26 protein-coding genes are annotated in these 26660 nt (G+C 36.7%); 17 read left to right on the top strand and 9 right to left on the bottom strand.

The genetic code is table 11. The annotated features are described in order from the left end of the window. Window positions 1–8: 8 nt before the first annotated feature. On the top strand, window positions 9–995 hold the full coding sequence (locus ACINWC743_RS13375; RefSeq protein WP_005030827.1) for a patatin-like phospholipase family protein: 987 nt from the start codon (window positions 9–11) through the stop codon (window positions 993–995). Window positions 996–1382: 387 nt separating this feature from the next. Further along, entirely contained in the window at window positions 1383–1904 is a 522-nt protein-coding gene (locus tag ACINWC743_RS13370) for an acyl-CoA thioesterase (RefSeq protein WP_004828090.1), read from the top strand. 103 nt (window positions 1905–2007) lie between these two features. On the opposite strand, the gene ACINWC743_RS13365 is transcribed toward ACINWC743_RS13370, so the two are convergent. Continuing rightward, the gene (locus ACINWC743_RS13365; protein WP_004828092.1) at window positions 2008–2349 is read right to left on the bottom strand and encodes a hypothetical protein; all 342 of its coding nucleotides are present in this window, start codon (window positions 2347–2349) and stop codon (window positions 2008–2010) included. A gap of 456 nt (window positions 2350–2805) precedes the next feature. Here ACINWC743_RS13365 and ACINWC743_RS13360 point away from each other — a divergent pair, with 456 nt between their 5' ends. After that, on the top strand, window positions 2806–3444 hold the full coding sequence (locus ACINWC743_RS13360) for a PoNe immunity protein domain-containing protein (protein WP_227510893.1): 639 nt from the start codon (window positions 2806–2808) through the stop codon (window positions 3442–3444). A gap of 278 nt (window positions 3445–3722) precedes the next feature. Here ACINWC743_RS13360 and ACINWC743_RS13355 read toward each other — a convergent pair whose 3' ends face one another. After that, window positions 3723–3950, bottom strand: coding sequence for a hypothetical protein (locus ACINWC743_RS13355; RefSeq protein ID WP_005030824.1), 228 nt, complete (start codon window positions 3948–3950; stop codon window positions 3723–3725). A gap of 446 nt (window positions 3951–4396) precedes the next feature. Between ACINWC743_RS13355 and ACINWC743_RS13350 the strand changes: the two genes are divergently transcribed. The 12 genes from ACINWC743_RS13350 to ACINWC743_RS13295 all read left to right on the top strand — a co-directional run bounded on the left by ACINWC743_RS13350 (window position 4397) and on the right by ACINWC743_RS13295 (window position 16438). Further along, window positions 4397–5410 (top strand): CobW family GTP-binding protein, encoded by a 1014-nt coding sequence (locus ACINWC743_RS13350; RefSeq protein ID WP_009585824.1) that lies wholly within the window; start codon window positions 4397–4399, stop codon window positions 5408–5410. A gap of 55 nt (window positions 5411–5465) precedes the next feature. Next, window positions 5466–5996, top strand: a complete 531-nt coding sequence (locus ACINWC743_RS13345; RefSeq protein WP_009585855.1) for a YaeQ family protein — start codon at window positions 5466–5468, stop codon at window positions 5994–5996. Window positions 5997–6106: 110 nt separating this feature from the next. Beyond that, entirely contained in the window at window positions 6107–6730 is a 624-nt protein-coding gene (locus tag ACINWC743_RS13340; RefSeq protein WP_004828100.1) for an MgtC/SapB family protein, read from the top strand. 100 nt (window positions 6731–6830) lie between these two features. Next, on the top strand, window positions 6831–8069 hold the full coding sequence (locus ACINWC743_RS13335; RefSeq protein ID WP_009585801.1) for a DUF2252 domain-containing protein: 1239 nt from the start codon (window positions 6831–6833) through the stop codon (window positions 8067–8069). Window positions 8070–8096: 27 nt separating this feature from the next. Next, window positions 8097–8435, top strand: coding sequence for an FKBP-type peptidyl-prolyl cis-trans isomerase (locus ACINWC743_RS13330; protein ID WP_004828104.1), 339 nt, complete (start codon window positions 8097–8099; stop codon window positions 8433–8435). Window positions 8436–8915: 480 nt separating this feature from the next. Continuing rightward, window positions 8916–10949, top strand: coding sequence for a poly-beta-1,6-N-acetyl-D-glucosamine N-deacetylase PgaB (gene pgaB / locus ACINWC743_RS13325; RefSeq protein ID WP_004828105.1), 2034 nt, complete (start codon window positions 8916–8918; stop codon window positions 10947–10949). 8 nt (window positions 10950–10957) lie between these two features. Beyond that, window positions 10958–12223: a poly-beta-1,6-N-acetyl-D-glucosamine synthase gene (gene pgaC / locus ACINWC743_RS13320; RefSeq protein ID WP_004828107.1), complete on the top strand. Its 1266-nt coding sequence runs from the start codon at window positions 10958–10960 to the stop codon at window positions 12221–12223. Between the two features lie 45 nt (window positions 12224–12268). Beyond that, window positions 12269–12682 carry a poly-beta-1,6-N-acetyl-D-glucosamine biosynthesis protein PgaD gene (gene pgaD / locus ACINWC743_RS13315; protein WP_004828110.1) on the top strand — a complete coding sequence of 138 codons (414 nt, stop codon included), beginning with the start codon at window positions 12269–12271 and terminating at the stop codon, window positions 12680–12682. A gap of 58 nt (window positions 12683–12740) precedes the next feature. Next, window positions 12741–13883, top strand: a complete 1143-nt coding sequence (locus tag ACINWC743_RS13310; RefSeq protein ID WP_009585830.1) for an acyltransferase family protein — start codon at window positions 12741–12743, stop codon at window positions 13881–13883. A 123-nt stretch (window positions 13884–14006) separates the two neighbouring features. After that, window positions 14007–14924, top strand: a complete 918-nt coding sequence (locus tag ACINWC743_RS13305) for an HARLDQ motif MBL-fold protein (protein ID WP_009585815.1) — start codon at window positions 14007–14009, stop codon at window positions 14922–14924. A 136-nt stretch (window positions 14925–15060) separates the two neighbouring features. After that, complete coding sequence (locus ACINWC743_RS13300; protein WP_009585834.1) at window positions 15061–15696, top strand: hypothetical protein; 636 nt, start codon at window positions 15061–15063, stop codon at window positions 15694–15696. Between the two features lie 160 nt (window positions 15697–15856). After that, entirely contained in the window at window positions 15857–16438 is a 582-nt protein-coding gene (locus ACINWC743_RS13295; RefSeq protein ID WP_009585806.1) for a hypothetical protein, read from the top strand. Here the strand turns inward: ACINWC743_RS13295 and ACINWC743_RS13290 are convergent. From ACINWC743_RS13290 to ACINWC743_RS13270, 5 genes are all read right to left on the bottom strand, one after another. After that, window positions 16432–16809, bottom strand: a complete 378-nt coding sequence (locus ACINWC743_RS13290) for a lysozyme inhibitor LprI family protein (protein ID WP_005030812.1) — start codon at window positions 16807–16809, stop codon at window positions 16432–16434. The genes ACINWC743_RS13295 and ACINWC743_RS13290 overlap by 7 nt on opposite strands. 46 nt (window positions 16810–16855) lie before the next feature. Then, window positions 16856–17410 carry a TetR/AcrR family transcriptional regulator gene (locus tag ACINWC743_RS13285; RefSeq protein WP_009585844.1) on the bottom strand — a complete coding sequence of 185 codons (555 nt, stop codon included), beginning with the start codon at window positions 17408–17410 and terminating at the stop codon, window positions 16856–16858. A 40-nt stretch (window positions 17411–17450) separates the two neighbouring features. Further along, window positions 17451–18368, bottom strand: a complete 918-nt coding sequence (locus ACINWC743_RS13280; protein ID WP_042089421.1) for an alpha/beta fold hydrolase — start codon at window positions 18366–18368, stop codon at window positions 17451–17453. A gap of 47 nt (window positions 18369–18415) precedes the next feature. Then, complete coding sequence (locus ACINWC743_RS13275; protein ID WP_009585800.1) at window positions 18416–19204, bottom strand: crotonase/enoyl-CoA hydratase family protein; 789 nt, start codon at window positions 19202–19204, stop codon at window positions 18416–18418. 274 nt (window positions 19205–19478) lie between these two features. Then, window positions 19479–21029: a hypothetical protein gene (locus ACINWC743_RS13270; RefSeq protein WP_009585858.1), complete on the bottom strand. Its 1551-nt coding sequence runs from the start codon at window positions 21027–21029 to the stop codon at window positions 19479–19481. 423 nt (window positions 21030–21452) lie between these two features. On the opposite strand from ACINWC743_RS13270, the gene nfuA reads away from it, so the two are divergent. Both nfuA and ACINWC743_RS13260 read left to right on the top strand, forming a co-directional pair. Further along, the gene (gene nfuA / locus ACINWC743_RS13265) at window positions 21453–22091 is read left to right on the top strand and encodes a Fe-S biogenesis protein NfuA (RefSeq protein ID WP_009585854.1); all 639 of its coding nucleotides are present in this window, start codon (window positions 21453–21455) and stop codon (window positions 22089–22091) included. 292 nt (window positions 22092–22383) lie between these two features. Then, the gene (locus tag ACINWC743_RS13260; RefSeq protein ID WP_004828131.1) at window positions 22384–24471 is read left to right on the top strand and encodes a TonB-dependent receptor domain-containing protein; all 2088 of its coding nucleotides are present in this window, start codon (window positions 22384–22386) and stop codon (window positions 24469–24471) included. Between the two features lie 40 nt (window positions 24472–24511). Here ACINWC743_RS13260 and ACINWC743_RS13255 read toward each other — a convergent pair whose 3' ends face one another. Beyond that, complete coding sequence (locus ACINWC743_RS13255; RefSeq protein ID WP_009585843.1) at window positions 24512–25522, bottom strand: hypothetical protein; 1011 nt, start codon at window positions 25520–25522, stop codon at window positions 24512–24514. Next, window positions 25519–26568 (bottom strand): alpha/beta fold hydrolase, encoded by a 1050-nt coding sequence (locus ACINWC743_RS13250; RefSeq protein ID WP_009585807.1) that lies wholly within the window; start codon window positions 26566–26568, stop codon window positions 25519–25521. Before ACINWC743_RS13250 ends, ACINWC743_RS13255 begins: the two co-directional genes overlap by 4 nt. Window positions 26569–26660: the final 92 nt, after the last annotated feature.

The raw sequence follows: 26660 nt of genomic DNA, 5'->3' as shown, positions 1-26660 counted from the left end.
GAGAATATATGTCATTGTTAAATAAAGTTTTAATTTCTTTGTTTTGTAGTCTTTCTTTAGCTGCATGTACGCACTCACCTATAAGAAATTCTCAGGCTACAGGGGCGTCAATTCATCCAGTTTCTGAAGCATCTTCTAGATTGGACAAAAGTTTTTATCAATACCAACAGTCCTCAAAGAAAAAACCTGTGATTGCACTCGTTTTAGGGAGTGGTGGCGCTCGTGGCTATGCACATATTGGCGTGATTGAGGTATTGGAACAGCACGGTATTAAACCTGACTTTATTGTGGGAACCAGTGCGGGCAGTATTGTCGGTTCAATTTATGCCAGTGGTAAATCAGCTGAACAATTACGTCAAATCGCTTTAGATATGAAAGTGGGGGATGTACGTGACTTTAAGATCGGCATGAAAGGCTTTTTTGATGGGCAAAAAGTTGAAGATTATGTCAACAAACAAATCAATCAAATGCCTTTAGAAAAAATGAAAATCCCGATGTATGTGGTCGCAACAGAACTACAACATGGCGAAAAGACCATTTTTAATTATGGCAACACAGGGCAAGCGGTGAGAGCTTCTGTTTCGATTCCAAGTATGTTTATTCCGACCATGATACACGGCAAAGAGTATGTGGATGGTGGTTTAGTCAGTCCTGTACCTGTCAATATTGCTAAAGAATTAGGTGCGGATGTGGTCATTGCTGTTGATATTTTGGCACAGCCTGCCAATACAGAAACAACCAATGTTTGGGGTTTGTTTAATCAAAATATTAATATTATGCAAAACAAATTGGCTGCTGAAGAGTTAAAAAATGCAGATATTGTGATTCAGCCTGATTTAAGAGAAAAAGCGCATATCTTTGATGTGAAAGGTCGTCAAGATACCATGCAAGCGGGTATTGATGCTGCCAATCAACGTATTCATGATTTAGAGGTTGTTATTGCCAGTAAGAAAAGTCCTGAAAATATTTCGCAGCACTATCAAGTACAGAATTAAAGTTTAATTTATACTTTTTCGTCATACTTACATTGTGTAGAGATACAATTAGATCGGATAGCGCCGTATTATTGTGTTTTGAATGGAGCAATCGAATGCTCAGTTGCATGAGGTCACATCAGGTTTTCATTTAATTGCCCAATTCACCTAAGTAAATTCAAAATTTTTTGTCAGTTTGGCAATACTGTTTGAAACGGCTATTGCTTACAAGATGTCATCAATCTCAAAAATAGTTGATAAACCAATAAGCTATAGTCCAAATAAATGAAGATGTTTTTAGTCATAAGTTGAGAGAATGGTCAATTGCCGAATTAAGCATGTTTTTTGGTAGAAAAGATATATAATAATAGCCACAAATCTCCTGCCTAAAATAGAGTCTAGAATACGATGTCTCCATTAGATCAATTGATCCCAGCTACAGATGACCAGTCAGAATTAACCATGTCCGTTTTGATGACCCCAGATATGGCAAACTTTTCAGGTAATGTACATGGTGGAACCATCCTCAAGTTGCTTGACCAAGTCGCTTATGCCTGTGCAAGCCGTTATTCTGGTAGTTATGTTGTTACGCTTTCTGTAGATAAAGTTAATTTTAAAGAACCGATCCATGTTGGTGAGATGGTCACCTTTCTAGCAAGTGTCAACCATGTTGGTCGTACTTCAATGGAAATTGGTATCCGAGTGGAAGCTCAAAATATTCAGAAAAGAACGGTTCGTCATACCAACAGTTGTTATTTCACCATGGTTGCGGTTGATGAAAATGGTAAACCAAAACAAATTCCTGCATTGAATTTGGATAATGATTGGAAACGTTGTCGTTTTGAAGCTGCTGAGCATCGTAAAGTTGCACGTTTGCAAGAAAACCATCATCCTTCTTGCAGTATTTATAAAAAGTCATCGCACAATTAATTGCTTACAACAAAAAACCTCTGATTACAGAGGTTTATTTTTGATTATCAATGTATTTAAAACAGCATCAGTACAAGATTTGCTGATCATATCAATCTGTTGATTAATTCACTTTGTTGAGTACATGACCATCTACAGTCATTGTCCAAGATCCTTCAGCGGTTTGTTGAGGTGCTTGTGAAACTTTAAATTCTGTTGAGAGAGGTCCAACGCCAGCACTAAAGTTATTGCCTTCAAATTTAGAAATTGGAGCAGATACAGATGAGCTTGAATTCGGTTGTTTATTGCTATATTCAACGCGCCCTTCAGGAGTAATCATCAAATTGACACGACCATCCTCACTTTGCCAAGTACCCGAATAATTTTGCTTGTCTACAGGCAATGGTTTTCCACATGCTGTCAGTAATATGCTTAATAAGCCAAGACCTATAAATTTTTTTAACATAGAGTTTTCCTCTTTGATCTTTATTTCACAGATTTTATTTATAAATTTCCCAAATTGAATCGTGTCATTTGAGACCGAAGTATTATAGCCGAATTATCAGTGGATACTCGCCACAATAACAAACTGTAGCATTGAGCAATATTGAGACTAAAATATAACCGTGAGCGTCTCAACGAGTATAATTTTTTTTGTTGTGTTGATGAGTGACACCCTTACAGCGCTTTTTTAAAATCAGAAATGTGGGCGGTTTAAATTTAATCTAAGTGCTCTATCCTCATGATCTGTTTTTTATGCATATAAACTAAGCGAATTTGGGTTATAGTGAATGCCTAATAAAAATTATTTAAAAACAGTGATTGAATCATACTGAGAATTATTTGGAGCACTTATGAGAACAGATTTTAAAGATCGCCATTATTTTGATGCGTATATTCAACTAAACTTGGATGATATTGCATTTATGAACAGTGTTTAAAATCAGCTGATCAGAAAGAACAACGTATACCTGCTATCAAACATCAAGTCTTCAATATATCTTTGCATATGGTGATTGCACAGTATTCAGCAGATTTTAGCTCTGAACAAATGAAAGATTCATTTTTAGATCTTATTCCACGATTTGAAGCAGGTTGGTGCAATACTGAAAACAATGATAATAAAATTTACTTTGATGGTTATATTCAGGCACTCTGGATGGTTTCTCTAGCAATTTTATTGGATGTTGCCGTGGGTGATTTTCAACGAATCGTAAATACTTTAGAGGGTAAAAACAGCCAAGATATGATTTTAGATGTATTGATTTCCACTCAATTGCCTAGACAAAAATCTGAGCAATTACTTTATCCACAAAAATTTGAATTTATAAAAAAGTTAATAGATACACAGAATATAGAGGGATTTAAAGATTATCTGGATCGCAAGTGGTATCCAAGTATAAAACAGACATATTGGTTTGATCTTGATAAAAATAAGAATGATGTTTTCTTTGGTTATTGGCGTTTTGAAAGTGCGGCAATTGTTAAGCTTTTAAAATTGGATGATACGATACTCAAGCGGCAACGATATTATCCTTTCGATTTGATTCATCAGCATTAAATCACGCCAATTAAATCACAAATAGTTAAATCATGAATCTTTAACGCTTTCTTTGTGATGAGCATGATATTCATTGATCTCAATATTTTATCAGGAATAATAGAAGCAAAATTGTTTAGAGGTGAGCAGATGGAGATCATGATCAGTGGCGTGAATGTTGGCTGAGCATTGTGCATCATAAGAAAAAATAAAAAGACTGAATCGCAGCATGACCCAGTCTTTTTATTCAAATTGTCTTTACAGACAATTTAATTGCTAACTCGGGAGGAGTTTAAATCTTATTGACCCGCTTGAGGAGCTGAAGTCGCTGGTGCTTCTGCAGCACTTTCAGTCGCTGGTTGAGCAGTTGGTTGTCCAGCAGCTTGAGCATCTTCAGTAGCAGCTGGTTGCTCTTGAGTTGATACGACAACTTTTTCTGCTTCTGTTGCAGCTGTATCTGTTGCAGCAAAAGTTGAGAAAGCAGTGAAAGCAAGCGTAGTCGCTAAAAGTGTTTTAACAAGTTTCATATTGGCATCCTTAATTCATAAAATTAATCGTAAAGCGACCTGTGAAAGCAGTCGTGTGTTAAATGCGTTGCAGTTCACAGGGAGTAGAGTCATGCTAAGTGCAGATGAAAAATTGGGCAACCTCAGCAACAAAGCATAACAAGGTGGATTACATATTTAAAACAAATCATTGTATTGTGTTGCTTTTTTGTGATTATTCTACTTTTTTTGCAATGCTAAAATGTATGTAAATATGAAAAAATGATTAAAAAATATACCGATTGGTTACTGTAAATAACATTGATTATATGATCTTAATGAATGCTATATTGGACTTTTGGATTGTTATTGTAATTTTAATTTAAAAAATAGATTTAAAATTTGAAACTATTGGCAAATTTTACGTAATAATGGAGAGAGTCGAGTATAGCCATTCATATGTTTATTTTATTAGGTTGGGTGATATTTTGAAGATTTTTACTGAAAAAGCAGTTAAAACTCATATTATTTCTGGCTTTTTGGGTGCAGGAAAAACAACCTTATTACAGCATTTGCTGCAACAAAAGCCTGAGGGAGAAACTTGGGCGATTTTAATGAATGAGTTTGGGCAAATTGGTGTTGACCAGCAACTATTGCCTCAAGACTCTGGTTATGAAGTCAAAGAGTTGTTGGGGGGGTGCTTATGCTGTGCTGGGCAACTTCCCATGCAAATTGCATTATCTCGCTTAATTTTTGATAAGCGTCCAGATCGGCTATTTATAGAACCTACAGGTTTAGGGCATCCTGCACAACTTTTGGAACAATTGACAGAACCCCAGTGGCAAGCACAAATTGATATGCGAGCATTGGTTACTGTCATTGATGGTAGTCGATTAAATGACCAACAATGGATAAGTCAAGAACTCTATCAAGATCAATTAAAAGCTGCGCAATTGGTGGTAGTTTCTCATACAGATCTGATGTCTGAATCCGATTTCTTGGCTTTAGATGAATTCAAAAAGGACTACTTTGCTTATATTCAAACTTGGTTGCTTGCAGAGCAAGGACATTTGGATATTCAACAGTTAGATGTTGCTCATCAGGGAATCCAACGTAAAGTTGTGCCTTTGATTCAAGCACAAAAAAAATTAACTGCTGAAGATGAACTGCCCGTGATAAAACAGTTACCTTATCACTATGTAGAAACTTCAAATGGTTATACGGTGGTTGGTTGGAAATTTTCAAAACGTTGGCAATTCGATTTTTACCAATTATTAGATGTTTTGTGTGAGCAAACAGATTGGTTAAGAATTAAAGGTATTTTTAATACCGATCAAGGTTGGATGACTTTTAATTTTAACCCAGACCATATCAACTATAAATCAGGTGAGGAAAGTATAGATAATCGTATAGAGCTCATTACACAACATGATCGTGATTGGGAAAGCCTAGAAAATGCTTTACTGAATTGTAGGATAGACCTATTGGAAAAAACGCAGTAATCCAAAGCAAAATCTTATAGACTGTGCGCCATATTGAAGAACTTTTGGAATTTTCATGGCATTAAAAGCAACAATTTATAAGGCTGACCTCAATATTGCCAATATGGATGTGCATCAATATGGTGATTATCAATTGACCATGGCTTTGCACCCGTCTGAAACGATTGAGCGTTTGATGGTCCGTGTATTGGCATTTGCTCGTTTTGCAGATGAACAACTGGAATTTACCAAAGATTTGTTTGAAACAGATGAGCCTGCATTATGGGAAAAAGATTTGACTGGTCAATTGGTCAAATGGATTGAGGTAGGTTTGCCTGACGAAGATAAAGTCAAAAAAGCTGCGGCACGTTGTAAGGAAGTTGCTGTGGTGGCTTATGGAACATCTGTTGCAGAATGGTATAAAAGAAGTTCCAAGTTAAAAACATTGTCCAATGTTCAGGTTTGGAAATTGTCTGAAGCCAGTACAACTGCGGTACAAGCTTTATGTCAACGTACGATGCAGTTGCAATTAAATGTGATGGATGGTGAATGGACTTTAATTGGAGATGATGCTCAAGCTGTGATTGAGTGGACTCAACTTCAATAATGCTCAAGATGAAATAAAATTTACTGAGAAAAAGCAGGCGAATCGCTTGCTTTTTTTTGCTTAAATTTCGTATATCTAAAGTGATCGAACATCTACATGTTGAATGACTCATGAACAACGACATCTACCATTTACTAATGGCATTGGCAATTGGCGCAATTATTGGTGCAGAGCGTGAGTATCGCAGTAAGTCGGCTGGATTGAGAACGATGATCATGGTCAGCCTAGCATCCTGCTTATTCACTATTCTTTCCATTAAGATTGGTGTTGAAAACCCAGATCGTTTGGCTGCTAATATTTTGACAGGACTAGGCTTTTTAGGTGCAGGTGTTATTTTTAAAGATGATAATCGGATTTCAGGTATCACCACAGCAACGACCATCTGGATGGTAGCAGCGCTGGGAATGGCGGCAGGAGCAGGTTATGAATATTTAGCATTTATTGGAACAATATTGGTGCTGATTGTCTTAATATTTCTGGTGTATTTTCAAGATAAAATTGAAGCCATTCACCAATCTCGTAATTATCGGATCTTATGTGATTACCAACAAGAAACTTTAGATAAATATGAAGAATTATTTAAACAGTACAATATGAAAGTTCTTCGTGGAGTACAAAATAAGACAGAAAAGCAGATTATTGGTCGTTGGGTGGTTATCGGTTCTGCACAAAATCATAAGAAATTAACGCATTATTTATTGTTAGATCCAAACATTAAAGAGCTCAGCTTTTAACAGAAACACAATCTATTGTTGTTACAACGTCAGTATTTATTCATCCAAAATTCAGCTTAACAGCGTAGTTTAATTTTTATAAAAATATTGGAGTTAACAAATGCGTGATCCTTTTGAACGAGTTTGCAGTTTTAACCAACCACGAGATGCACAATTTACTGCGATTAAATATAAATTGATGACCAGCAGCGCATTTCGTTTTTTCCGAGGTTCATGTCATTTATATTATGAAGATTTAGCAACTCAACAGACTTGGACCGATCAAATGACCACATGGATTTGCGGTGATTTACATGTGGGAAATTTCGGGAGTTACCGCAGTCGTCATCAAGTGGTTTATTTTGATTTAAATGATTTTGATGAAGCCATATTGGCTCATCCAACTTGGGATGTTTCTCGATTTATTTGTAGTGTCTTTTTGGCAGGTAAAGCACTGAATATCAAAGATGATGATTTAAAAATAATCGCTGAACAGCTATTAGATGAATATTTAAAAGCGCTTGCTTTTGGAAAAGCCTACGCCGTCGAAAAAGAAACCGTAGATGGGATGTTAAAGAAATATATTCAAACAGTTTCTGAACGAGATTTCTTTGAGTTTATTGAAACGCACTCATCTTTAGATAAAAAAACTCAGCAACGTTACTTAAACATAGACCAAAAGAAGTATTTTAAGGTTGATTCAAAACAACGCTATGTTGAATTGGTGGCGATGTTTACTGGCTATTTAAATACGCATAATTTGCAGTCTCCCTCCCATTTTCAAGTATTAGATGTTGCGATACGTGTCGCTGGAACGGGGAGTATTGGTTTAGATCGTTATGTGTTTCTGGTCTATGATATTGAAAATAAAAAATATGCCTTGTTTGATGTGAAGCAAGCTCAAGCATCATCATTGAGTTTGTCGCCTTTTTTAAAAATTGAACAGCCCAAATGGGAAGATCAAGCACAACGTATTCAGTGTATTCAAACACTCATGCAGTATGAAACACCAGCTGAATTATCTAGGCTTGATTTTGATGGTCAAGCTTATATTGTCAAAGCTTTACAACCAGAACAGGATAAAATTGATTTTAAACAGTGTGTAGATAAACCCAAGAGGTTTACAGATGCCTGTTATAACATGGCACGCTTACTCGCCTATGCCCAATTACGCTCAGCAGGACGTAAAGGTTCTTCAAATGCAGATGAATTAATCAATTTTGCACAACATGCAGAACTTTGGAAAACGCAATTGTTGAAATACACGTATAATTATGCACAACAAGTTGAACAAGATTATCAAAGCTTTTGTAAAAGTTATGCTGCTGCAATGGCGGACTCTGACAAGGCTCCCCAATAATCATCTAATCGTGAATAGGAATAATGTATGTCAAATGAATTAGAAATCATTGATCTAAAAGTTGGTGAAGGTAAAGAAGCTGTAAAAGGGGCTTTGATTACCACACACTATACGGGTTGGTTGGAAGATGGTACCAAGTTTGATTCTTCAATTGATCGTGGCAATTATTTTGAAACTGTGATTGGAACAGGTCGTGTGATTAAAGGTTGGGATCAAGGAATCATGGGAATGAAAGTGGGCGGGAAGCGTAAGTTAATCGTGCCTTCACACTTGGCATATGGTGAACGTAAAATGGGTAAAATTATTCCTGCGAACTCTAATCTGATTTTTGAAATAGAGTTGTTTGATGTAAAAACACGTGACTAAGTAGATTAAATTTCCTTGATACAAGGATTTTAAAACAATCAATAGAGGTCAAAAGACCTCTATTTTTGTATCTTAAAAACACAATGAATGGACAGAAAAAAGAGTGAGATTAAATGCTAAATATTGCTCCATTTTTTCTTCATATTTCAATGCTATAAAAATATAATGTCAGTGCTATTTTAATCGCTTATAGATTTGTAATAGTGTGATTTTAAACACAATTTAAAGACATTGTTGTTTATTAATTGATCAATGTTTAACAATCCTCTACAATACTTTTGTCCTAAAAGTGTTTAAATGATGCAAATAAATAATTCTGCTCAGAGTTATTTTTTAAGATTCGTTTCAGTTTTATTCTTTTAAATCATCGCTGTAAAACGTCTGTTTTAATTCGCCTTAAAAAAGGATTTTAGTGTTTCAGAAATGAAGTGCTATAGGCGGGTTCAGATTTAAAACAATGATGATCGAGTATTTAAATATATGCTAAGCCGTTACTTTTCTCCTTCAGCGATGATATGCGTAACACTATTGTTTTCATCCTTTTATAATAGTGCTATGGCAGAAGTAGACCAAGTTGCTACTGAAACTCCTATTGAGCATGAACTACCTAAGATTGATTTAAATACGCTGACAATTATTGGTTATCATGAAATTACGCCAAATCATGATGCCGTCATTCCTGATTATGCGGTTACCACAAAGCAGTTTGAATTGCATTTAGACTGGTTACAGAAAAACGGCTATCACTTTGTCAATGTTGACCAAATTATTAAAGCCAATGAAGGTAAGTTTAAATTACCGACCAAACCCGTTTTATTGACTGTCGATGATGGTTATCAGTCTTTTTATCAATATGGCTTTCCAGTAATTAAACAACGCAAGATTCCAGTTGTATTGGCTGTTGTGGGTTCTTGGCTAGAACCAAAAGCCAATGAAATGGTTCAATTTGGTGATGATAAATTACCACGTAAAAAACTTTTGTCTTGGGATGAACTGAAAACCATGCAAAAGAGCGGATATGTGGAAATTGGTAGCCATAGCTATAACTTACACCGGGGTATTTTAGGCAATCCTCAAGGGAATTCTGAGCCTGCTGCGGTAACACGTGAATATTATCCAAAAAGTAAAACCTATGAATCGGATAAAGTCTATGCAGATCGTATTTTCAATGATTTGAAAAAGAACAATAAAGTATTGCAATCACATGGTTTAAAAGCACCACGCGTCATGGTGTGGCCATATGGTCGCTATAATATGGAAACAGTCGCATTGGCTAAAAAAGTGGGCATGCCAATAACAATTAGCTTGGACGATGGTCCTGATCATATTGAAAAGTCATTAGGTCATTTAAACCGCATTTTGGTCGAAGGTAATATGACCACTGACGCTTTGGCACAAGAAATCCAAAGTCGTCAAATGAATTTTACTGACAATAATCGCCCGCAAAAAGTGATGCATGTCGACCTTGATTATATTTATGATCCAGACGAAGCACAGCAAGAGAAGAATTTAGGACATTTGTTAGATCGTATTCGTGAAATGAATGTGACCACAGTATTCTTACAAGCCTTTGCTGATCCAGATGCAAACGGTTCTGCTGACATGGTGTATTTCCCGAACCGTTATCTTCCAATGCGTGCAGATTTATTTAACCGTGTTGCTTGGCAAATTCAAACCCGGACGCATGTGAGTCGTTTATATGCCTGGATGCCGTTGTTGGCTTGGGATTTACCTGCATCAAATCCAGCCTCTAAAGATGTTGTGGTAACTCAACAAGCCAAAGACAGTGATCATCTCAACATGGGTTATCACCGTTTGAGCCCATACTCTCCTGAAGCACGTAAAGTGATCGAAGGTATATATCAGGATTTAGCAAAGTCGACGACTTTTGATGGAATTTTATTCCATGATGATGCAACCTTATCCGATTATGAAGATGCAAGCCCTCAAGCGATCCAAGCCTATCAAAAAATTGGCTTACCTGCGGATTTAGAAGAAATTCGTAATGATGATGCGAAACTGCAAAAATGGACTGATTTTAAAACCAAGACAATCGACAGTTTTGCAATGGATTTGGCGCAGAAAGCACGTTATTACCAACCATTTTTACTCACAGCTCGTAACTTGTATGCGCAGGTGGCACTGTCTGCATATTCTGAAAACTGGTATGCGCAGTCTTTAGAGCAGTCACTTAAAAATTATGACTTCACTGCAATCATGGCAATGCCTTATATGGAGCAAGCCCCTGACGCAACTAAATTCTATAAAGATTTAGTGCAACGTGTGAAGAAGCAGCCCAATGGGATCAAAAAGACAATTTTTGAGTTACAGGCAGTAAACTGGCGTAATAATCAGAAAATTCCGACTTCTGAAATTACTCAAACAATTCAGTCCTTGTACCAACAAGGGGTGATGCATGTGGGTTATTATCCAGATGATCCGATTGAAGATCATCCAAATACTGCCGAGATGCGTAAAGTATTTGATTCTAAACCACAACGATTGGTTCCTTAAGGTGTGATATGAGCGCAATCCAGCACCTGTGGCAGTCCTTATTAAATTTTATCTTCTATTATCCATTATTTATGTCATATCTATGGATGATTGGTGCTTTAATTTTCTATTGGAAAGAGCGTAAAGAGCCTCCATATACTCAGCCAGCAGCTTTAGAAGAATATCCTTTAGTTGCAGTGCTTGTTCCTTGTTTTAATGAGCAGGATAATGCTGACGAAACCATCAGCCATGCATTAAAGTTGAATTATCCCAATTTCGAAGTTATTGCAATCAATGATGGAAGCTCTGACAATACAGCCGAGATTCTCAATCAATTGGCATTGAAGTACGACAAACTGCGTGTTGTACATTTGGCAGAGAACCAAGGTAAAGCGATGGCTTTACAAGCGGGGAGTTTGCTTACTGAGGCTGAGTTCTTGATCGGGATTGATGGTGATGCTTTGCTTGATCCACATGCTGCACAATGGATGATTCGTCATTTCTTAAATAATCCAACCGTTGCAGCGGTTACAGGTAACCCTCGTATTCGTACACGTTCAACTTTGCTTGGGCGCATTCAAGTCGGTGAATTTTCTTCGATTGTCGGAATGATTAAGCGTGCGCAAAGAACCTTTGGACGTCTATTTACTGTATCAGGTGTGATCACGGCTTTTCGAAAAAGTGCTGTACATGAAGTAGGGTATTGGTCACCCAATATGCTGACTGAAGATATTGATGTCACTTGGAAGCTGCATCGTGCAGGTTGGGATGTCAAATTTGAACCTAATGCATTGGTGTGGATTTTGATGCCTGAAACCTTTAATGGTTTATGGAAACAACGTTTACGTTGGGCAATGGGTGGTGCGCAAGTTTTAATTAAGAATATAGATGTATTATTCAAACCGAAACTGAATTTTTTATGGCCTTTGATTATTGAGTTGATTCTAACGCTGGTCTGGTCATATTTAATGTTGATTATGGTGATTTTCTGGATATTACATTTGGTTCTTCCTTATGCTGGATTCCCAGCAATGAGTTCTCCATTATTACCGATGGGAACAGGAATCTTACTCGGTACGACTTGTTTATTACAGTTTGCAATCAGCAAATGGATGGACAGTCGTTATGAATCAAGTTTGGCAAAAAACTATTATTGGATGATTTGGTATCCTTTTGTATTTTGGTTGATTACCGTAACGGCAAGTATTGTGGCATTTCCTAAAGTTCTTTTACGTGGTGACAGTAAACGAGCTCGTTGGGTAAGTCCTGACCGTGGGATGCGACAAGATGACTAAAAGGTTAAATAACTTAAGCCAATATCGTGCTTTTGAGATATGAAAATGAAAACTGAGTCTTTGATTATTGATGTACGCAAGCAGTTACCTTGGCATCGTCGTTACTTTTCGACAACCATCACTGCAATGTTGTGGGCATTTTGGTTGTTGCTTTGGAGACCGATTGTTATTTTGATTGGCTATCTGTCTTTAGAAAAGCCACAATTGGTACACTACTTTTTTAATGCTTTTGCAAAAGCTCTAGAAAGTGGTTTGTTTGCTTTAATTGCTTGTGCGATTTCGTTGTGGTTGTGGAGTAACTTTGTGCCTGCTAAAACTAAAAAAGAAGCAGAAGCAAAATCTACTCAGGAATATGCTGATTATTTTAATCTGAATGCTGATGCATTGGTGCAATCTCGTCAGCAAAAAGTGGCGACAGTACACCATGATGCAGATGGTCGTATTACTTACATTGACTAAGGGTTGAGTCAATAAAAGTCCCACAGGTTGGGGCTTTTGTTTTCATAGGGAATAATAGATGTCCGCAAAAATAAATTCGGCAGAAAGTATCCGAGGCTTAGCCTGTTTAGCTGTCGTATTTTCTCATCTTGCCATGAGTTTTTTTCCATATTTACATCACTTTGATCCTCATGAAACCACGGATCTTAAATGGGTGTATCACGTACATCATTCGCCGTTTGGTTTTTTTTACTCAGGCGATGCAGCTGTTTTTGTTTTTTTTGTATTGAGTGGCTATGTACTGAGCTATGCCATCTTAAAAAGCCCGCAGCAATTTCATTCTAAAATCAAGAATATGATGATTAAGCGTTATCCACGCTTAATGATTCCTGCACTCGCATCATGTTTGCTGATCTGGTCAGTCTTTAAAATCATTCATATCGATAGCCAGCATGTGGGGGCTTGGTTACAAGCATTTGCAGTACAAAATTACAGTTTTAGTCATGCACTTTATGAAGGCACGATAGGTGCTTTTCTATTTTCTGAAAGTGATATCAATTGGGTCTTGTGGACCATGACCATTGAGTTGATGGGTTCATTTGTCTTATTTTTCTTACTTTATCTTTATCATTATAAAAAGATAGCATTTTGGTTCGCATCACTACTGATTCCCTGTCTTGCATTTATATGGCGCGGACAAGGGTTTAGCTTTGGTATTTCGAGTTTTATTATTGGAATCTATATTTATCTCTATGCGAAAACATTGCCCAATTTGATTGCGATTCTCATGTTGTTCACAGGTTTGTATTTTGCAGGAGCGCACAATACCAGTACATCATATGCGGGTCTTTACCATATCTTAGGTGAAAACACCTATGATTATGGCAATTTTATTGCAGGAATCTTGATTGTTTATAGTGTATTGATGAACCCATTATTATCGCGACATTTGGATCATCCTATTTTGGTGTGGCTCGGTAAATTATCTTTTTCCATTTACTTACTGCATTTGTTGATGTTGTATTTGGTGTGTATTCCACTGTTTAATTTATTTTTAACTTGGCATTGGGCATATTCGTGGGCTGTTCTTGTTTCCGGTCTAAGTGCAATTGCTGTGACTTTAATCGTTGCAAATTTTTATAGCCAATATGTTGATCAATTTGCGATAGATACCAGTAATCGTATTGCAAACAAAGTGCTTAAGCTCAGAAATAAGCCATAAGTTATAGTTGAAAAAGTTTTTTACAATTACAGCTGTATTTAGCTGTTTTTTAGACAGTTAAAGTTTGAAAAATATCAGGATTTGAGAAAATATAGCGGCTCTTTGTCAGCATGGATCGCTTATATGCGCCTGATCAAATCTATCGTTGTTTCGTTAATGGCAATGAGTATTCAATTTTCACAAGCTGCAGCCTTAAACTCTCAACAAGCATTGACTGAAGCTCCACCGATGAGTCTGTTTGAGCTGTGGAATGCACCGATTGAGCCTTTTAAAATTTTCAACCATGTTTATTATGTCGGTACTGAAAATCTTTCTTCAGTCTTATTTGATACAGGTGCAGGTTTGGTTCTCATTGATAGTGGAATTGATCAATCTGCGGTGCAGATCAAAAGTAATATTGAGAAATTGGGTTTTAAAATCACCGATGTTAAATATCTGTTAAATAGTCATGCACGTTTGGATCAAGCAGGTGGTTTTGCCAAATTAAAACAATGGAGTGGGGCAAAACTGATTGCCAGTGCAGAGAATGCTGAGATGCTCGCCAATGGCGCCAGCACGGACTTTGCTTTGGGAAATCAATTGCCATTTCCTCCTGTAAAAGCGGATCTGATTTTTAAAGATGGCGAGCAGTTAAAGTTGGGTCAACAAGTCTTTACAGCTCATGCTACGCCTGGGCATTTACCGGGTGCGACTTCATGGACAACCGAAGTACAGTATCACTTTAAACATTATCAAATTATTTATGCTGATAGTTTGTTTACAGGGGGCTATCATTTATTAAATAACAAAAATTACCCTCATATCGTGACGGATATGCAAAAAACATTTCAAACGTTAAATGCGATTCATGCTGATATCTTTTTGGCAAATAAAGCTGATCGTTTCAATATGAAGCAGAAATTGGTCAGACTGAAAGCAGGTGATCAAAATGCATTTATTGATCCAGATGGATTGCAAAATTATGTGGCAAAAGGTAAAGCAGAATTTGAGCAACAATTACAACAACAGCAAAGCTTGGCACAGTTAAAGACCTTACAATAATCATTTTTAAATGTTCTATACGTACGGATAGGGTGTTGTATCATTTAAATATTGATACAATGATGCTTGAATCGATCATTTCTTTGCTAAAGTATTGAAGTGATCATCCTTTATTCTAAAAATATAGAAAATCGACATGAAAATACGATCATTCCCATCCGTTTTATTGATTTGTGGTTTAGTGGCAACAGCACAAATCTATGCCAAACCATTTGAACAATTAACTGTTCAAACGAAGCTTTCTAATGAATGCACACAAGATGATAGCGACATATTTACAGCACAAACTTACCAGTTAGGTTCAACAAAAGTCGGGTTAAAGAGCTATTCATGCCAAACCAAGAAGCAAAATAAAGAACAATATTATTCAGCATATGGATTGCAGTTTAATGGCAAAAAAACTGTCTATTTTGTTGATCATAGTGTTGATGCTATTGGTTATGTTGCAGTAAAAGCAGAAAAAATCGATGCAGATACTGTTTATTTTGATGGTATGTATGAACGAGGTGGTGATTTAATTATTGTATGGGTAGAAGACTTACAACATATTCATCATCTAAAAGTTCATTATATGGCATCAGATGAAGGAGGTGTAAAGCTCTATACACGGAATAATCAGATCTACATTCAAAAAATTGATTTAAAAGAACTTGATGGTGACAAGCCGATTTATAAAAATGTAGGAAAACCCATAACTTTAAAGAAGATACCAAACAAAGGGCTTGTATTTTCAGGTGGGAATTTAAAGCTATTTCAAACAACTGCTGATTAGGTATTGTAAAGAAAGAAATTGTTACGTTTAAAGCTGATCAGTTGATTTTGATCGTTATACAATTCAATCAGTATATCACTAAAAAAACAATCAAAATATCTAGCTTTAAACTTGGCAAATACGTCTGAACTAAGCTGTATTTTATGTTTGAGATGAGTCTATGTTGAAATTAATCATTGTTTTACTCATTTTGATTGCACTCTATGTGTTATGGCGTTTGTTCGCTAAACATAAAATTAATGCAGCCGTTGAACAGCAAAGGCAAGACCTTTCCAAATGGATAAAAAATTCACCCGAAGATCATGAATTGCCTGAAAAAACCAAGCTGATTAAACAGATGATTGATCAAGAACGGCAAAAAAACACCATAGAAATATCCTCAACACAAGATCCTATAGATCAAGTTGAACAGCAAGTTATGACCGAACCAGAAACTGCCAATGAGTTTCAGGTCACTGATGAAGATCAACGTTTATTTGATGCTGCAGCACAATTGTTTTTTCAGCAGGCGCTACAAACCAAAGATTTTTCTCAAGCGGGGCATATTCAGCATGATATGTTGAGTAAGATGCCAATGAATACACAAAGTCAAGTTGGCTCATTTGACTTTGGTGAATGGTCTATTTTTTGGAATTATCATGACCAATCGCTTGAATATTATGTTGGGCGTTATGGCGTGTTCTACGCCCATGTCGATCATCAGGGGGTAGAACATAAAGCTGAGTTTAAAGACTGTTATTGACCTTCCAGTAAACTGGTTAATTCTTTGAGTCGAAATTGTGTCGCATTCATTTCACAGTCTAAATGTGCAAAGCCTGAAGCTAAGCCCATTGCACCATAATATAAGCTTCCCGTAAGTTCTGTACATTGCGCATCACGATAGCTCAGCCAAGCTTTTTGTGCTTTTTCCAGCAATGCTTTATTTTTAGCATCATATTGTTGGTAGATTCGTTGATAGATCTTATTCATTTTTACCTTATCTGTTTTGAGCTGCTGCTCCATACAGCTATAGGTCTGCAGTTGATCTGTCTGATTGCATTTGGCATATGCAATGCTACAGATACTGGTTGAAAGGAAGGCATAAAAAATTAAATTTGTTAAATATTTCATCATTTAAATCACTGAAGTTATGTATGGGTTAAAGTTGAATAAAATTATTTTATAGTAGTTGCAGCACACGTTTTTTGACTTGATCCAAATAGAATATATCTTGATAAAGTCGATACATTAAAATTGCTCCTTCATAATCTGCTACAGTTATTTTGGCTGCATTTTGAGCATCTTGCTCGTTGAGTGTTTGTTTAAAGAGTTGATATAAAACATGCTGCCAATCCTGAAAAATGGTGCGAATCTTTTGCAACACTGTGTAAGATATATCATTGGCTTCTAATGAAAGAATACCCATGAGACAGCCTTTTATTTCATAACTAAAAAAAAGTACTGCTTTTTCATGTATGGTTTGAAACTGGGTAGATGTATCAATGACAGTAAAGTCTTCAAGCTTAAACAAAGATCGATTTAGATATTGATGAGTATGTTCTAAAACTTGCATCAATAAAGCTTCTTTATTTGGGTAATAATAATAAAAAGAGGCTTTACTCAGTCCGCATGCTTTTGCCAACATATCCATACTTGTCCCAGCATAACCATGTGCTTTAAATTGTAAAGCACAGCTATTGAGCATCTGTTCAGTAGAAAGTTTTTGTGGACGCATAGCTTACCTAGAAAATCTACAAATTTATATTGCGCTGTATTTATGAACAAGATGGTATTAAACTCTCAAAAGTAGCTAACATTTTATCCCAAATCTGTTCCGAACCTTTTCGAAAATATCCCATATGTCCAATCTGTTGAAGTCCGAAATCTTCTGCTGAAATATTGATAAAATGCATAGGCGCATTTTTATAATGTTGCATAAATGCATAACGAGAGTTCGGTAAAGCCCAATCATCATCCAAAGCTGCGACAGCATAAATCGGCGTTTTGACTTGAGCATATTGGTCATGCAATGTCTGTTGTTCAGGATCAGCAAAAAAATAAGTTGGATTTTTACACCATTTACGCCACTGTTGATATACGCCTTTTGGAAGATCAGCCCCCATATTGAGTTTACTCCAAGGTAAATAACCCGTGATGGCGACCATCGGGGGAAACACGATATTCCAAATCACCTGGACTTTAAGTTTTTCTTTCAAAGGCATATAGCCGTGCCATCCAGCACCTGTACCGAAACAATACATTGCTGTGACTTTATCGTGATTGGGGGTTAGTCCAAGTGCCTGACCACCATAAGAATGTCCCACAACAAATAAAGCAGTGTCATCTTCAAAAAAGTAGTCAATCGCACCTGCAAGATCTAATTTGCCCCAGTCCAGATAAGACATTTTAAAGCCTTTTAGTTGCCGTGGTGCAGACTTGTCTACACCACGGTAATCAAAGCAAAGCACTTGATAGCCCATTTGCGAAGCATATTCAGAGAATCGTCGATAGAATGCCTGTGGTACACCTGTTGCACTGGAAACCAGTAAATTGGCTTTAAATGGATGGGTGGTTGGTGTATATCGAGTTCCAACGAGTGTATAACCATCCAAAGCTTGAAATGTGACCGATTCACATTTAAAACCATTTTCTTTCGAGGGTTGTATTTGTGCGAGGTGGTTTATATTTGGCATCATCTTATCTCTAATTTTTTGGCATTGCTAAATCTTAAAATAATGATTTATTGACCCTTGAACTGTGGAGCACGACGTTCAATCATGGCTCTTACACCTTCCTGTGCATCTTCAGAGTTGAGCAACGGCGTCAATAAATTTTGCAAATTACCAAACGCAACTTCAGGGCTGTGTAAAAATGCTTGATGGGCAGAATGCAGCGCTGCTTTAACTGCAAGTGGTGCCGCACTTGCAATACGTTCAGCTAATTCCAATGCACGAATCAACTGATTATTGCCTTCAACGACTTCGGTAACCAAATTCATTTCATAGGCTGTTTGTGCATTGAACAAATCACCTGTGAGTACATATTTCATGGCTTTTGCCCAGCCTGCGGCTTGTACGAAACGTACTGTTGCGCCACCGAAAGGCAAGATACCACGTTGTACCTCGATCTGCGTAAACTGGGTATTTTGATTGGCAATGACAAGATCTGAATTCAACATCAGTTCAATCCCTGCGGTATAACAATAGCCTTGGACTGCTGTAATCAATGGTTTTGTTCTTTGGCGCCCTACAGTCCCCCAAGGATTAACCATATCATCAGTAAAACTAAAAACGCCGTCAGCTAATTTGGGTTGTAACTCAACCAAATCTAAACCCGCAGTAAAATGTTCACCATGCGCAAAAACTACTGCGCAGCGAAGTTCAGGATTGTTTTCATATTCCGTGAGCGCAAGTGATAGGTCATGGATCATATGGCTATCAAAAGCATTCCGCTTATCTGCACGATCCAAGCCGATTAAGAAAATATGACCTCGGATTTCTCGGCTTACTTTTCCTTGTGAATTTAACATATTGTTGTTCTCGCTTTAGTTGTTTTATCTATTTTTAAACGATCGTTAGAAAACTGTCAATTGTATAAAAATGACGCGATCGTTTAACTGTGTATAACATATTTTTTTAAACATTCAATTGATCAAATTTATTCAACTTAAGTGAGTTTAAGTGGTAAATAACATGATGCTGTAATCAACACTTTGAACAGTGAAATATTTTTATATTTAAAAGAAATGCCCATTTATCATAAATAAATGGGCATTACCTGATCAACTTTTTAAAATTGAACAATTATTTTTTGGTTTTTCCTAAAATCTTCTGAATAGGAAGCTTATCCGTTGCAAAGCCATAAATCGCTGCAAAAGGAAGTGCTGTACGGGCAAGATAGGCAACACGCCATAAACCACCATGATTCGCACCTTCCATCATCAACTCTAATGGATGTTCCATTTGTGTTGCTGGGTTGGCAACCGAGTTTGGGTTTTTGAGATCATGAATCCACAATGCCGCCATGATCGAATTGGTGGTTTCAGGGCTAAATGCTTCAACATCAAATAAACTTGCACCATTAAACGCAGCTTTAAGTAATGGATTTTTAGTGACAGAGTGAGTTGTGGTTGATGGGGCAATATTGATACTGACATGTTGTCCTTGATGTCTTGCTAAAGTCGCACGCCATTGTTGAATGCGTTTTGCTAAAGCATAGTTCGGACCTTGCTCAACCACTAAACAGTCAGCAATGCCATAAGCTTTGCCATTTTCAGAGTGTATTAGCTGCTGATTGTTATTCTTGAAAAATTGTTTTAAAGAGAGTGCTGAGATACTTTTGCTGAGTATTGTTTCAAATTTTGATCGTTGTTTAAACTTTTCTGTAGCACCTTCAATCACTTCTTTTGGCACTGCATAGACATCCGTTGGCGTACACATATACATCAATGATGAGTCAGTTTTTTGTTCACTGACATTGCTCATGATACTGTCCATTGCGATTGAAACACGCACATGCTTTTCACCATCTAGATATGCAATAGATGCCAAGTCTAGTTTGTGTGGGTTCTCGCATAACCATTGCGTAATTTCAGGAATTTGGGTGAGTAAATTTGCTCCAAGCTTGGTTTTTAGTTCATTCAAATCATTGCTGTCATTGATTTGTTGTAAGCTTGGTGCATAGAGGGTGGCATTACCATTTTGAATAGTCTCGAGAATTTTCCCCCAAACACGCTCATTGGGTAAATCGACTGCAACAATATTGGCTTTCCATTGAGCTAACCATGTCAAAGGACCTGCTTCTGAGGCTGCGCCGAATAAAACCAAAGTACGGTCAGATAAATCAAACCATTCTGGATGGGCAACCACTTCTCTTAAGGCATCTGCATGGCTGGTTTCAATGATGCCTGCTTCTTGCCATGTCTGAATTTGTTTGAGTAAGGCTTCACCTGAAAGTTTTTGTCCATGATAAGGAACAAACCATTCGGGTTGTGCATCCGATTGTCCTTTAATCGTGATGGTTTGAATTTTATCTAAGAGGGGAACTGACATCACGTCTTTTAAGGAATAACGCTGCCCATCTCTGAAAAAGTCAAAGCTGTGTTGAGCTTTATGTAAGCCTTGTTTTGCAATCGTGATCGCGTTATGCGTAGATTGAATGCCGTTTTCTACCAATGCTTTAAAATAAATGGGATAATTTTTACGCCAGTTTTTTTCATCCAACACCTTTTGAGCATTGATATTGTCAACCAATGACAGTGCCTCAGCAATAATTTCCTTACCCACTTGGGAGCTGCTGCTTTTTTGGGTTTCAGGATGAACCGTGAATTGTAAACCTTCATTTGAACTGGACATGCAAAATATCTCGTTTTACTTCATCATTAATATACAGATGTATACATTATCCATGCCAAATTCAGGAATCGAGTGGCATAATCTGACAAAATGCAGCTCAATTGGTTGTGCGATTGTAATGTCACATCAAACGAAATGTTGAGATGAAATTGGGTTGTTAAAAATACTTTAGCTGAGTCAGTGTATTTCACATATTTCAGTCATGGATTGCTTTGGAATTGATGGATTACACCTGAACTTACAGGTAAAAATTTAGCGATTGAAAAGCTTTTTTTTGATGTGAATGAGGATGATTTTTGTCTCGAATTTTGAATATCTTATGTTTTTACATCTTTTTAATTTAATTCCGACAATTTTAGTTGATTTTTGGTCATTCAGCCTCATCTTCAGTTAAAATACCGACTTCAGCTTGAGGATAGAGTTATGTCGACTGAGAACACCAATACTGCAGTTGCAGAAGAAATTCCAAATTTATTGATTACTCCAAATGCGCAGGAGTATTTAAAAGATCTTTTGGAGAAGCAAAATACTCCAGGAATTGGCGTTCGTGTATTTGTTGAAAATCCAGGGACTCCACGTGCAGAATGTTGTATGGCGTACAGTGCGCCTGATGAAGTTGCTCCAACAGATTACAAGCAAGATTATCCTGATTTTCCAGCATTTATTGATACACCATCTATTCCATATCTAAAAGATGCGGTAATTGACTACAACAAAGACCGTTTTGGTGGTCAATTAACATTTCGTGCGCCAAACTCGAAAGTACCACGTGTTGGTCCAGATGCTTCAATGGAAGAAAGAATTACCTATATTCTTCAAGCGGAAATTAATCCAGGACTTGCAGGGCATGGTGGTAACTGTGCTTTGGTTGACGTTATTGAAGATGAAGAGCATGGTTTAACGGCTGTATTGAAATTTGGTGGTGGTTGTCAGGGTTGTTCAGCAATCGATGTCACATTGAAGCAAGGCGTTGAAACTACCTTAAAACAGCACATTCCAGAGTTAGGTCGTGTGGTAGATCAAACTGATCATAGCCAAGCCGAAGGTGCATACTTCAAATAATTTGTCTCATCAATATACTGATTCAAAGTGATTCAAAAAAGCCTTCGAAAATTCGGAGGTTTTTTTGACAATTTAATTTTGGTTTAATTTTTTTGAATTTCAGTAACCTTAAATGAAACTTAAAAAATTAGCAAAATCTTAAAAATAAGCGTAAAAATGGATAAAAAGCAATCAAACAAATAATAAAAATGAGAATAATTCTTAATATTGTTTATAATGCTATGGAGTTTTATTACACATTGTATCTAAATCTTTATCGTCTATTCATTGCTTAGCCTCTTTGGAATACCTTATGTCAGCTAGTCGTATCATCCAATCTGCGTTATCTTTCTCCATTATCACTATTATGATGGGTACTACACATGCAGCAAATTCACAACCAATTTTAAATGAAAAAAGCTCGGAAAATTCTGAATTAGCAAAATTACAAACAATAGTAGTTTCTGCAGCTGGTTATGAACAGGACCTTAGCAAAGCTCCAGCATCCATTACGGTGATTGGTAAAGAAGAATTACAAAAGCGTGAATATAATGATATTACCGATGTTCTTCGTAATACTCCTGGTGTTGTAATTTCTGGGGCTGGCTCTGCTCAGGGTATTAGTATTCGAGGAATGAGTTCAAATTACACCTTGTTTTTGATTGATGGTAAGCGTCAATATTCAAAAGATGTGAACCCGAATGGTGATGATTACGGTTTTGAAAAGAATATTTTGCCTCCAATGGCTGCCATTGAGCGTATTGAAATTATCCGTGGTCCAGCCTCAACCTTATATGGTAGTGAGGCTATGGGTGGTGTAATTAATATTATTACTAAAAAAGTAAGTGATGAATGGTCTGGTACAGTTGAATTAGGTTCCGTGATTCAGGACAGTGGTAATGCTGGTGATATTAAAAATGGATCGGTTTATCTATCAGGACCTTTGATTGCAAATAAGCTGGGTTTACAGTTAGGTATAAATAAGCAGAAAAGAAATGAGGATAGCTACGAAGGTGGTTTTCGTGGTGTAGAGCGTGAAAGTTTAAATACGCGATTTACTTATTTAGTCAACGATCAGCATGACTTACAATTAGACGCGAACTTTGTGAAACAAGATGCTGAATCAACGGTAGGCAAAACAGTTGCACCAGCAGCTAATGCTTCAGATTCATTTTCAAGAAATTATCGTAGTGTTTATTCTTTAACACACAATGGACATTATAGTGATAATTTAGAAAGTTCGACATATTTACAGTATGAAAACTCTCGAAATCCTGATCGTGAAAATACCACATTGGATACTAAAGGCATCGAGCTGGAAACATGGACTTTCAATAATCAGTGGAACTGGAATTTAGACAATCATCGTCTGTCATTTGGCACTTATTATAAAGATGAGTCTTTAAATGATAAGGCGACTAACCGAAATCCAAATATTCCGGAATTTAGTGAATTAACTCGTTGGTCTGCTGCTGCATTTCTAGAAGATACATGGAGTATCACAGATCGTTTTGATTTAACGGGTGGTGTGCGTTATGACCATGATGAAAATTATGGTGGTAATGTTTCTCCACGCTTATACGGTGTGTTCACTCTAAATGATAATTTTACGGTAAAAGGTGGTGTTTCTACTGGTTATAAACAGCCTGACATTCGTGCTGCAACAGAAGGCTTTTATAGTGTAACAGGTGGTGGTGGTTCGCCAACACCAACGGGGCGGGGTATCATTCGTGCAAATCCAGATCTAGATCCAGAAACAAGTGTTTCTTCAGAGTTGGGGTTAAACTGGAAAAATGAATATTTCAATGCATCATTGACAGGCTATATTACTCAATTTAAAGATAAAATAACTGAGGTTCGTACCTGTGAAACCGACACAGATGGTACTACAACCAATCGAAATAATGTAGCAGCTTGGAAATGTGCTGAAGGTCCTACACCATTTTATTTCATCAGTGATCGTATTAATGTAGACGAAGCAGAATTAAAAGGAATTGAAGCAACTGTAGAAACAGATATTACTGAATATACATCTTTATCCGCAAACTACACATTTAGTGATACCAAAATTAAATCAGGTGAATTTAAAGGACGTCCTTTAAATGAAATGCCGAAGCATATGTTTAATATTACAGTTGATCATAATATCAATGATGCTTTGAATGTTTGGTCTCGTTTACATTATCGTGCTGAGACATCAGCTTATTTAAGCCGTACATCAATGTCGAATCCTAATCCGGGCTATGAGTTTTTAGATGTAGGTTTTAACTATAAGTTTAACCAACATCTAAAAGGTAAATTTGGGGTTTATAACATTTTAGATGAGCGAGCAGAAAATGCGGATGGGGACCAACTCTTAGATGGTCGTCGTTATGGCATAAGTTTCATCACAAGCTTTTAAAAGAGGCTTGTATCATTCTGAATAATTAGAAAAAAGGCGCTTATGCGCCTTTTTCTAATTTTAAAATATTTAAAGTTTCATCTGAATAATAGAACTGCTCTAAATAGATTCGTGCACGATTTTTTAAATGTGTAGATGAAATCATTCTTTGGATCACAGGTTCAAGCAAAGCCTGTAATTCATGTTGAATCAATGCTTCATCAATATTGATGTCAGATAAAATCAAATCAAACTGACGCTCTTGGTTTCGTGCATACCAAGTAAGTATGCCATCATGAACTTGTTTCTTTAAATAGTCTGTTTGACGGATATGTTCCCAAATCTCATGACCCATCCCTACTGTTTTTGGTAAGTCATTAATTTCTACATACTGACGAAGTACACCAATCGGGATTTTTTTAATTTTGTGCCATAGATTGGCTTGAAAATGATACAGCTTGTTGTCATCAAATTGTTGATTAATGACTTGTTCACTAAGTTGGCTGATTTTGATAATATTTTTTTGCAAATAATGCTTAACAGTATCATCCAAATTCGTGTCTGTGACAGATTCCAAGACGGATTTTCCCATCTTCATAAAACGTCCAACACCAGGAACTTTTTTATTCATGACTGAATTATCGATATAATCTTGAATGGAATGGTGAATCAGCTGAGTCAACATACTCGAAAATGCAGGATTATTAACAATACGTTTGATCAAAGCTTGGCGATGTCCTGATTTGCTTGCAACATATTGGGCGATTTTATCAATCGTCGTAACAGGGATAATATCTTCAATTAGGGTTTCATCATTGCTTGGATGAATTAAAGCAAAACGAATATGTTCAGCAATCTGTTCAATCAGAAAATCACTCGCAGGCGTTGCTAAAACCTGCTTATATAATAAGTCATTAATTTGCGAAAATGACCAGATTTCTTTTAAAGGTTGTTTTCTAAACCAATGATAAAACTCTGTAAATTCAGCTTTAATAGTCTCAGGCTGAGAAAAAGTTTGATCTAAAAATACCAATTGAGCGTCGATTAATTGTTCAATGAGAGGATGTTTCATTTTTTGAACTCGATTTGTGTATGCCTAGGCTCAGACAATGGATTTTGCAGGGGTTGTACTTTATTTAAAAAACTTAAATAGTAATCCGCAACTCGTTCTGGTGCTTCTAATAATGGCATATGACCAACACGAGGTAAAAGCACAGGTGTTTCAGGTCGTTTTAATACGGATTTTAATTCATTGGCAACATCAGCATTGATGATCTGATCTTGTTGACCCCATAAAATTAATGTCGGCGCTTCAATGTTTTTTAACATGGTCGTGAATGTTGTAGGGGTGTAGAGTCGATTGAGGGCGTCAATTTGATTGATGATTTTTGCTGTATCTTGTGATTTAGCGATAAATAATTTTTCCTGTTCTTCCTTAATTACACTGGCTGTAAATGGAGGATTGAACATAACTTTTTTCATGACAAAATCTAAATCACCTTTCTGAGTGATGAGCAACTGCCTCAAGTAGATTGGATTTTTTAAATAATTGGTATTGGTCGATTTAAAAATACCTCCAGTACTCATCAAAAATAAACTTTTGGTGTCAAATGGGTACTGAGATGCGTAAAACATGGCGATGGTGCCACCCAAAGAGTGTCCGGCTATGTTTAAATTATCTTGGATATGTGCTGCTTCAATAAAGCGCCGAAGTTGTTCCGTGACATTGGGTACAGATAAATCAAAATTTGCTGGAACCTGGGTACTTCCTGCAGATGGTAAATCAGGGATAATTACGTGATAGAAAGGGGTTAATAATCGCGCAGTCTCATTCCACGTATCCCGACTACTGGCGAGACCATGAATCAATAAAACCGTCGGTTTATCTTTTGAGCCACCTTCGCTGTAAGACCAGACTACATCACCCACACGTAATGTTTTAGAACTTAGCCCTGCCCAAGCACGTTCTTCTTGCACGATTTTTAAATAGTCGACATATTCTGGTGTATTGGAAGCTGCATAAGTCTGGCTTGCCAAAAGAATGCTACTGACTGCGGTCAAACTTAATAACATGTTATTCAAAAAACGAAGAATTTTCTTTAGGGGCAGATCAAACATGCATAGAGTTCCTAACAAAAGACTTGGCATTATATAAAGTAAAAATATTATTCATGATCATAATTTTTTCAGCATTTGCTCGGAAAGTAATA

This window comes from Acinetobacter sp. WC-743 (genome assembly GCF_000335555.1).
Lineage (GTDB): Bacteria > Pseudomonadota > Gammaproteobacteria > Pseudomonadales > Moraxellaceae > Acinetobacter > Acinetobacter bereziniae.
Note: the sequence above shows the minus strand (reverse complement) of the source record. Positions and strands in the feature narration are given on the sequence as shown.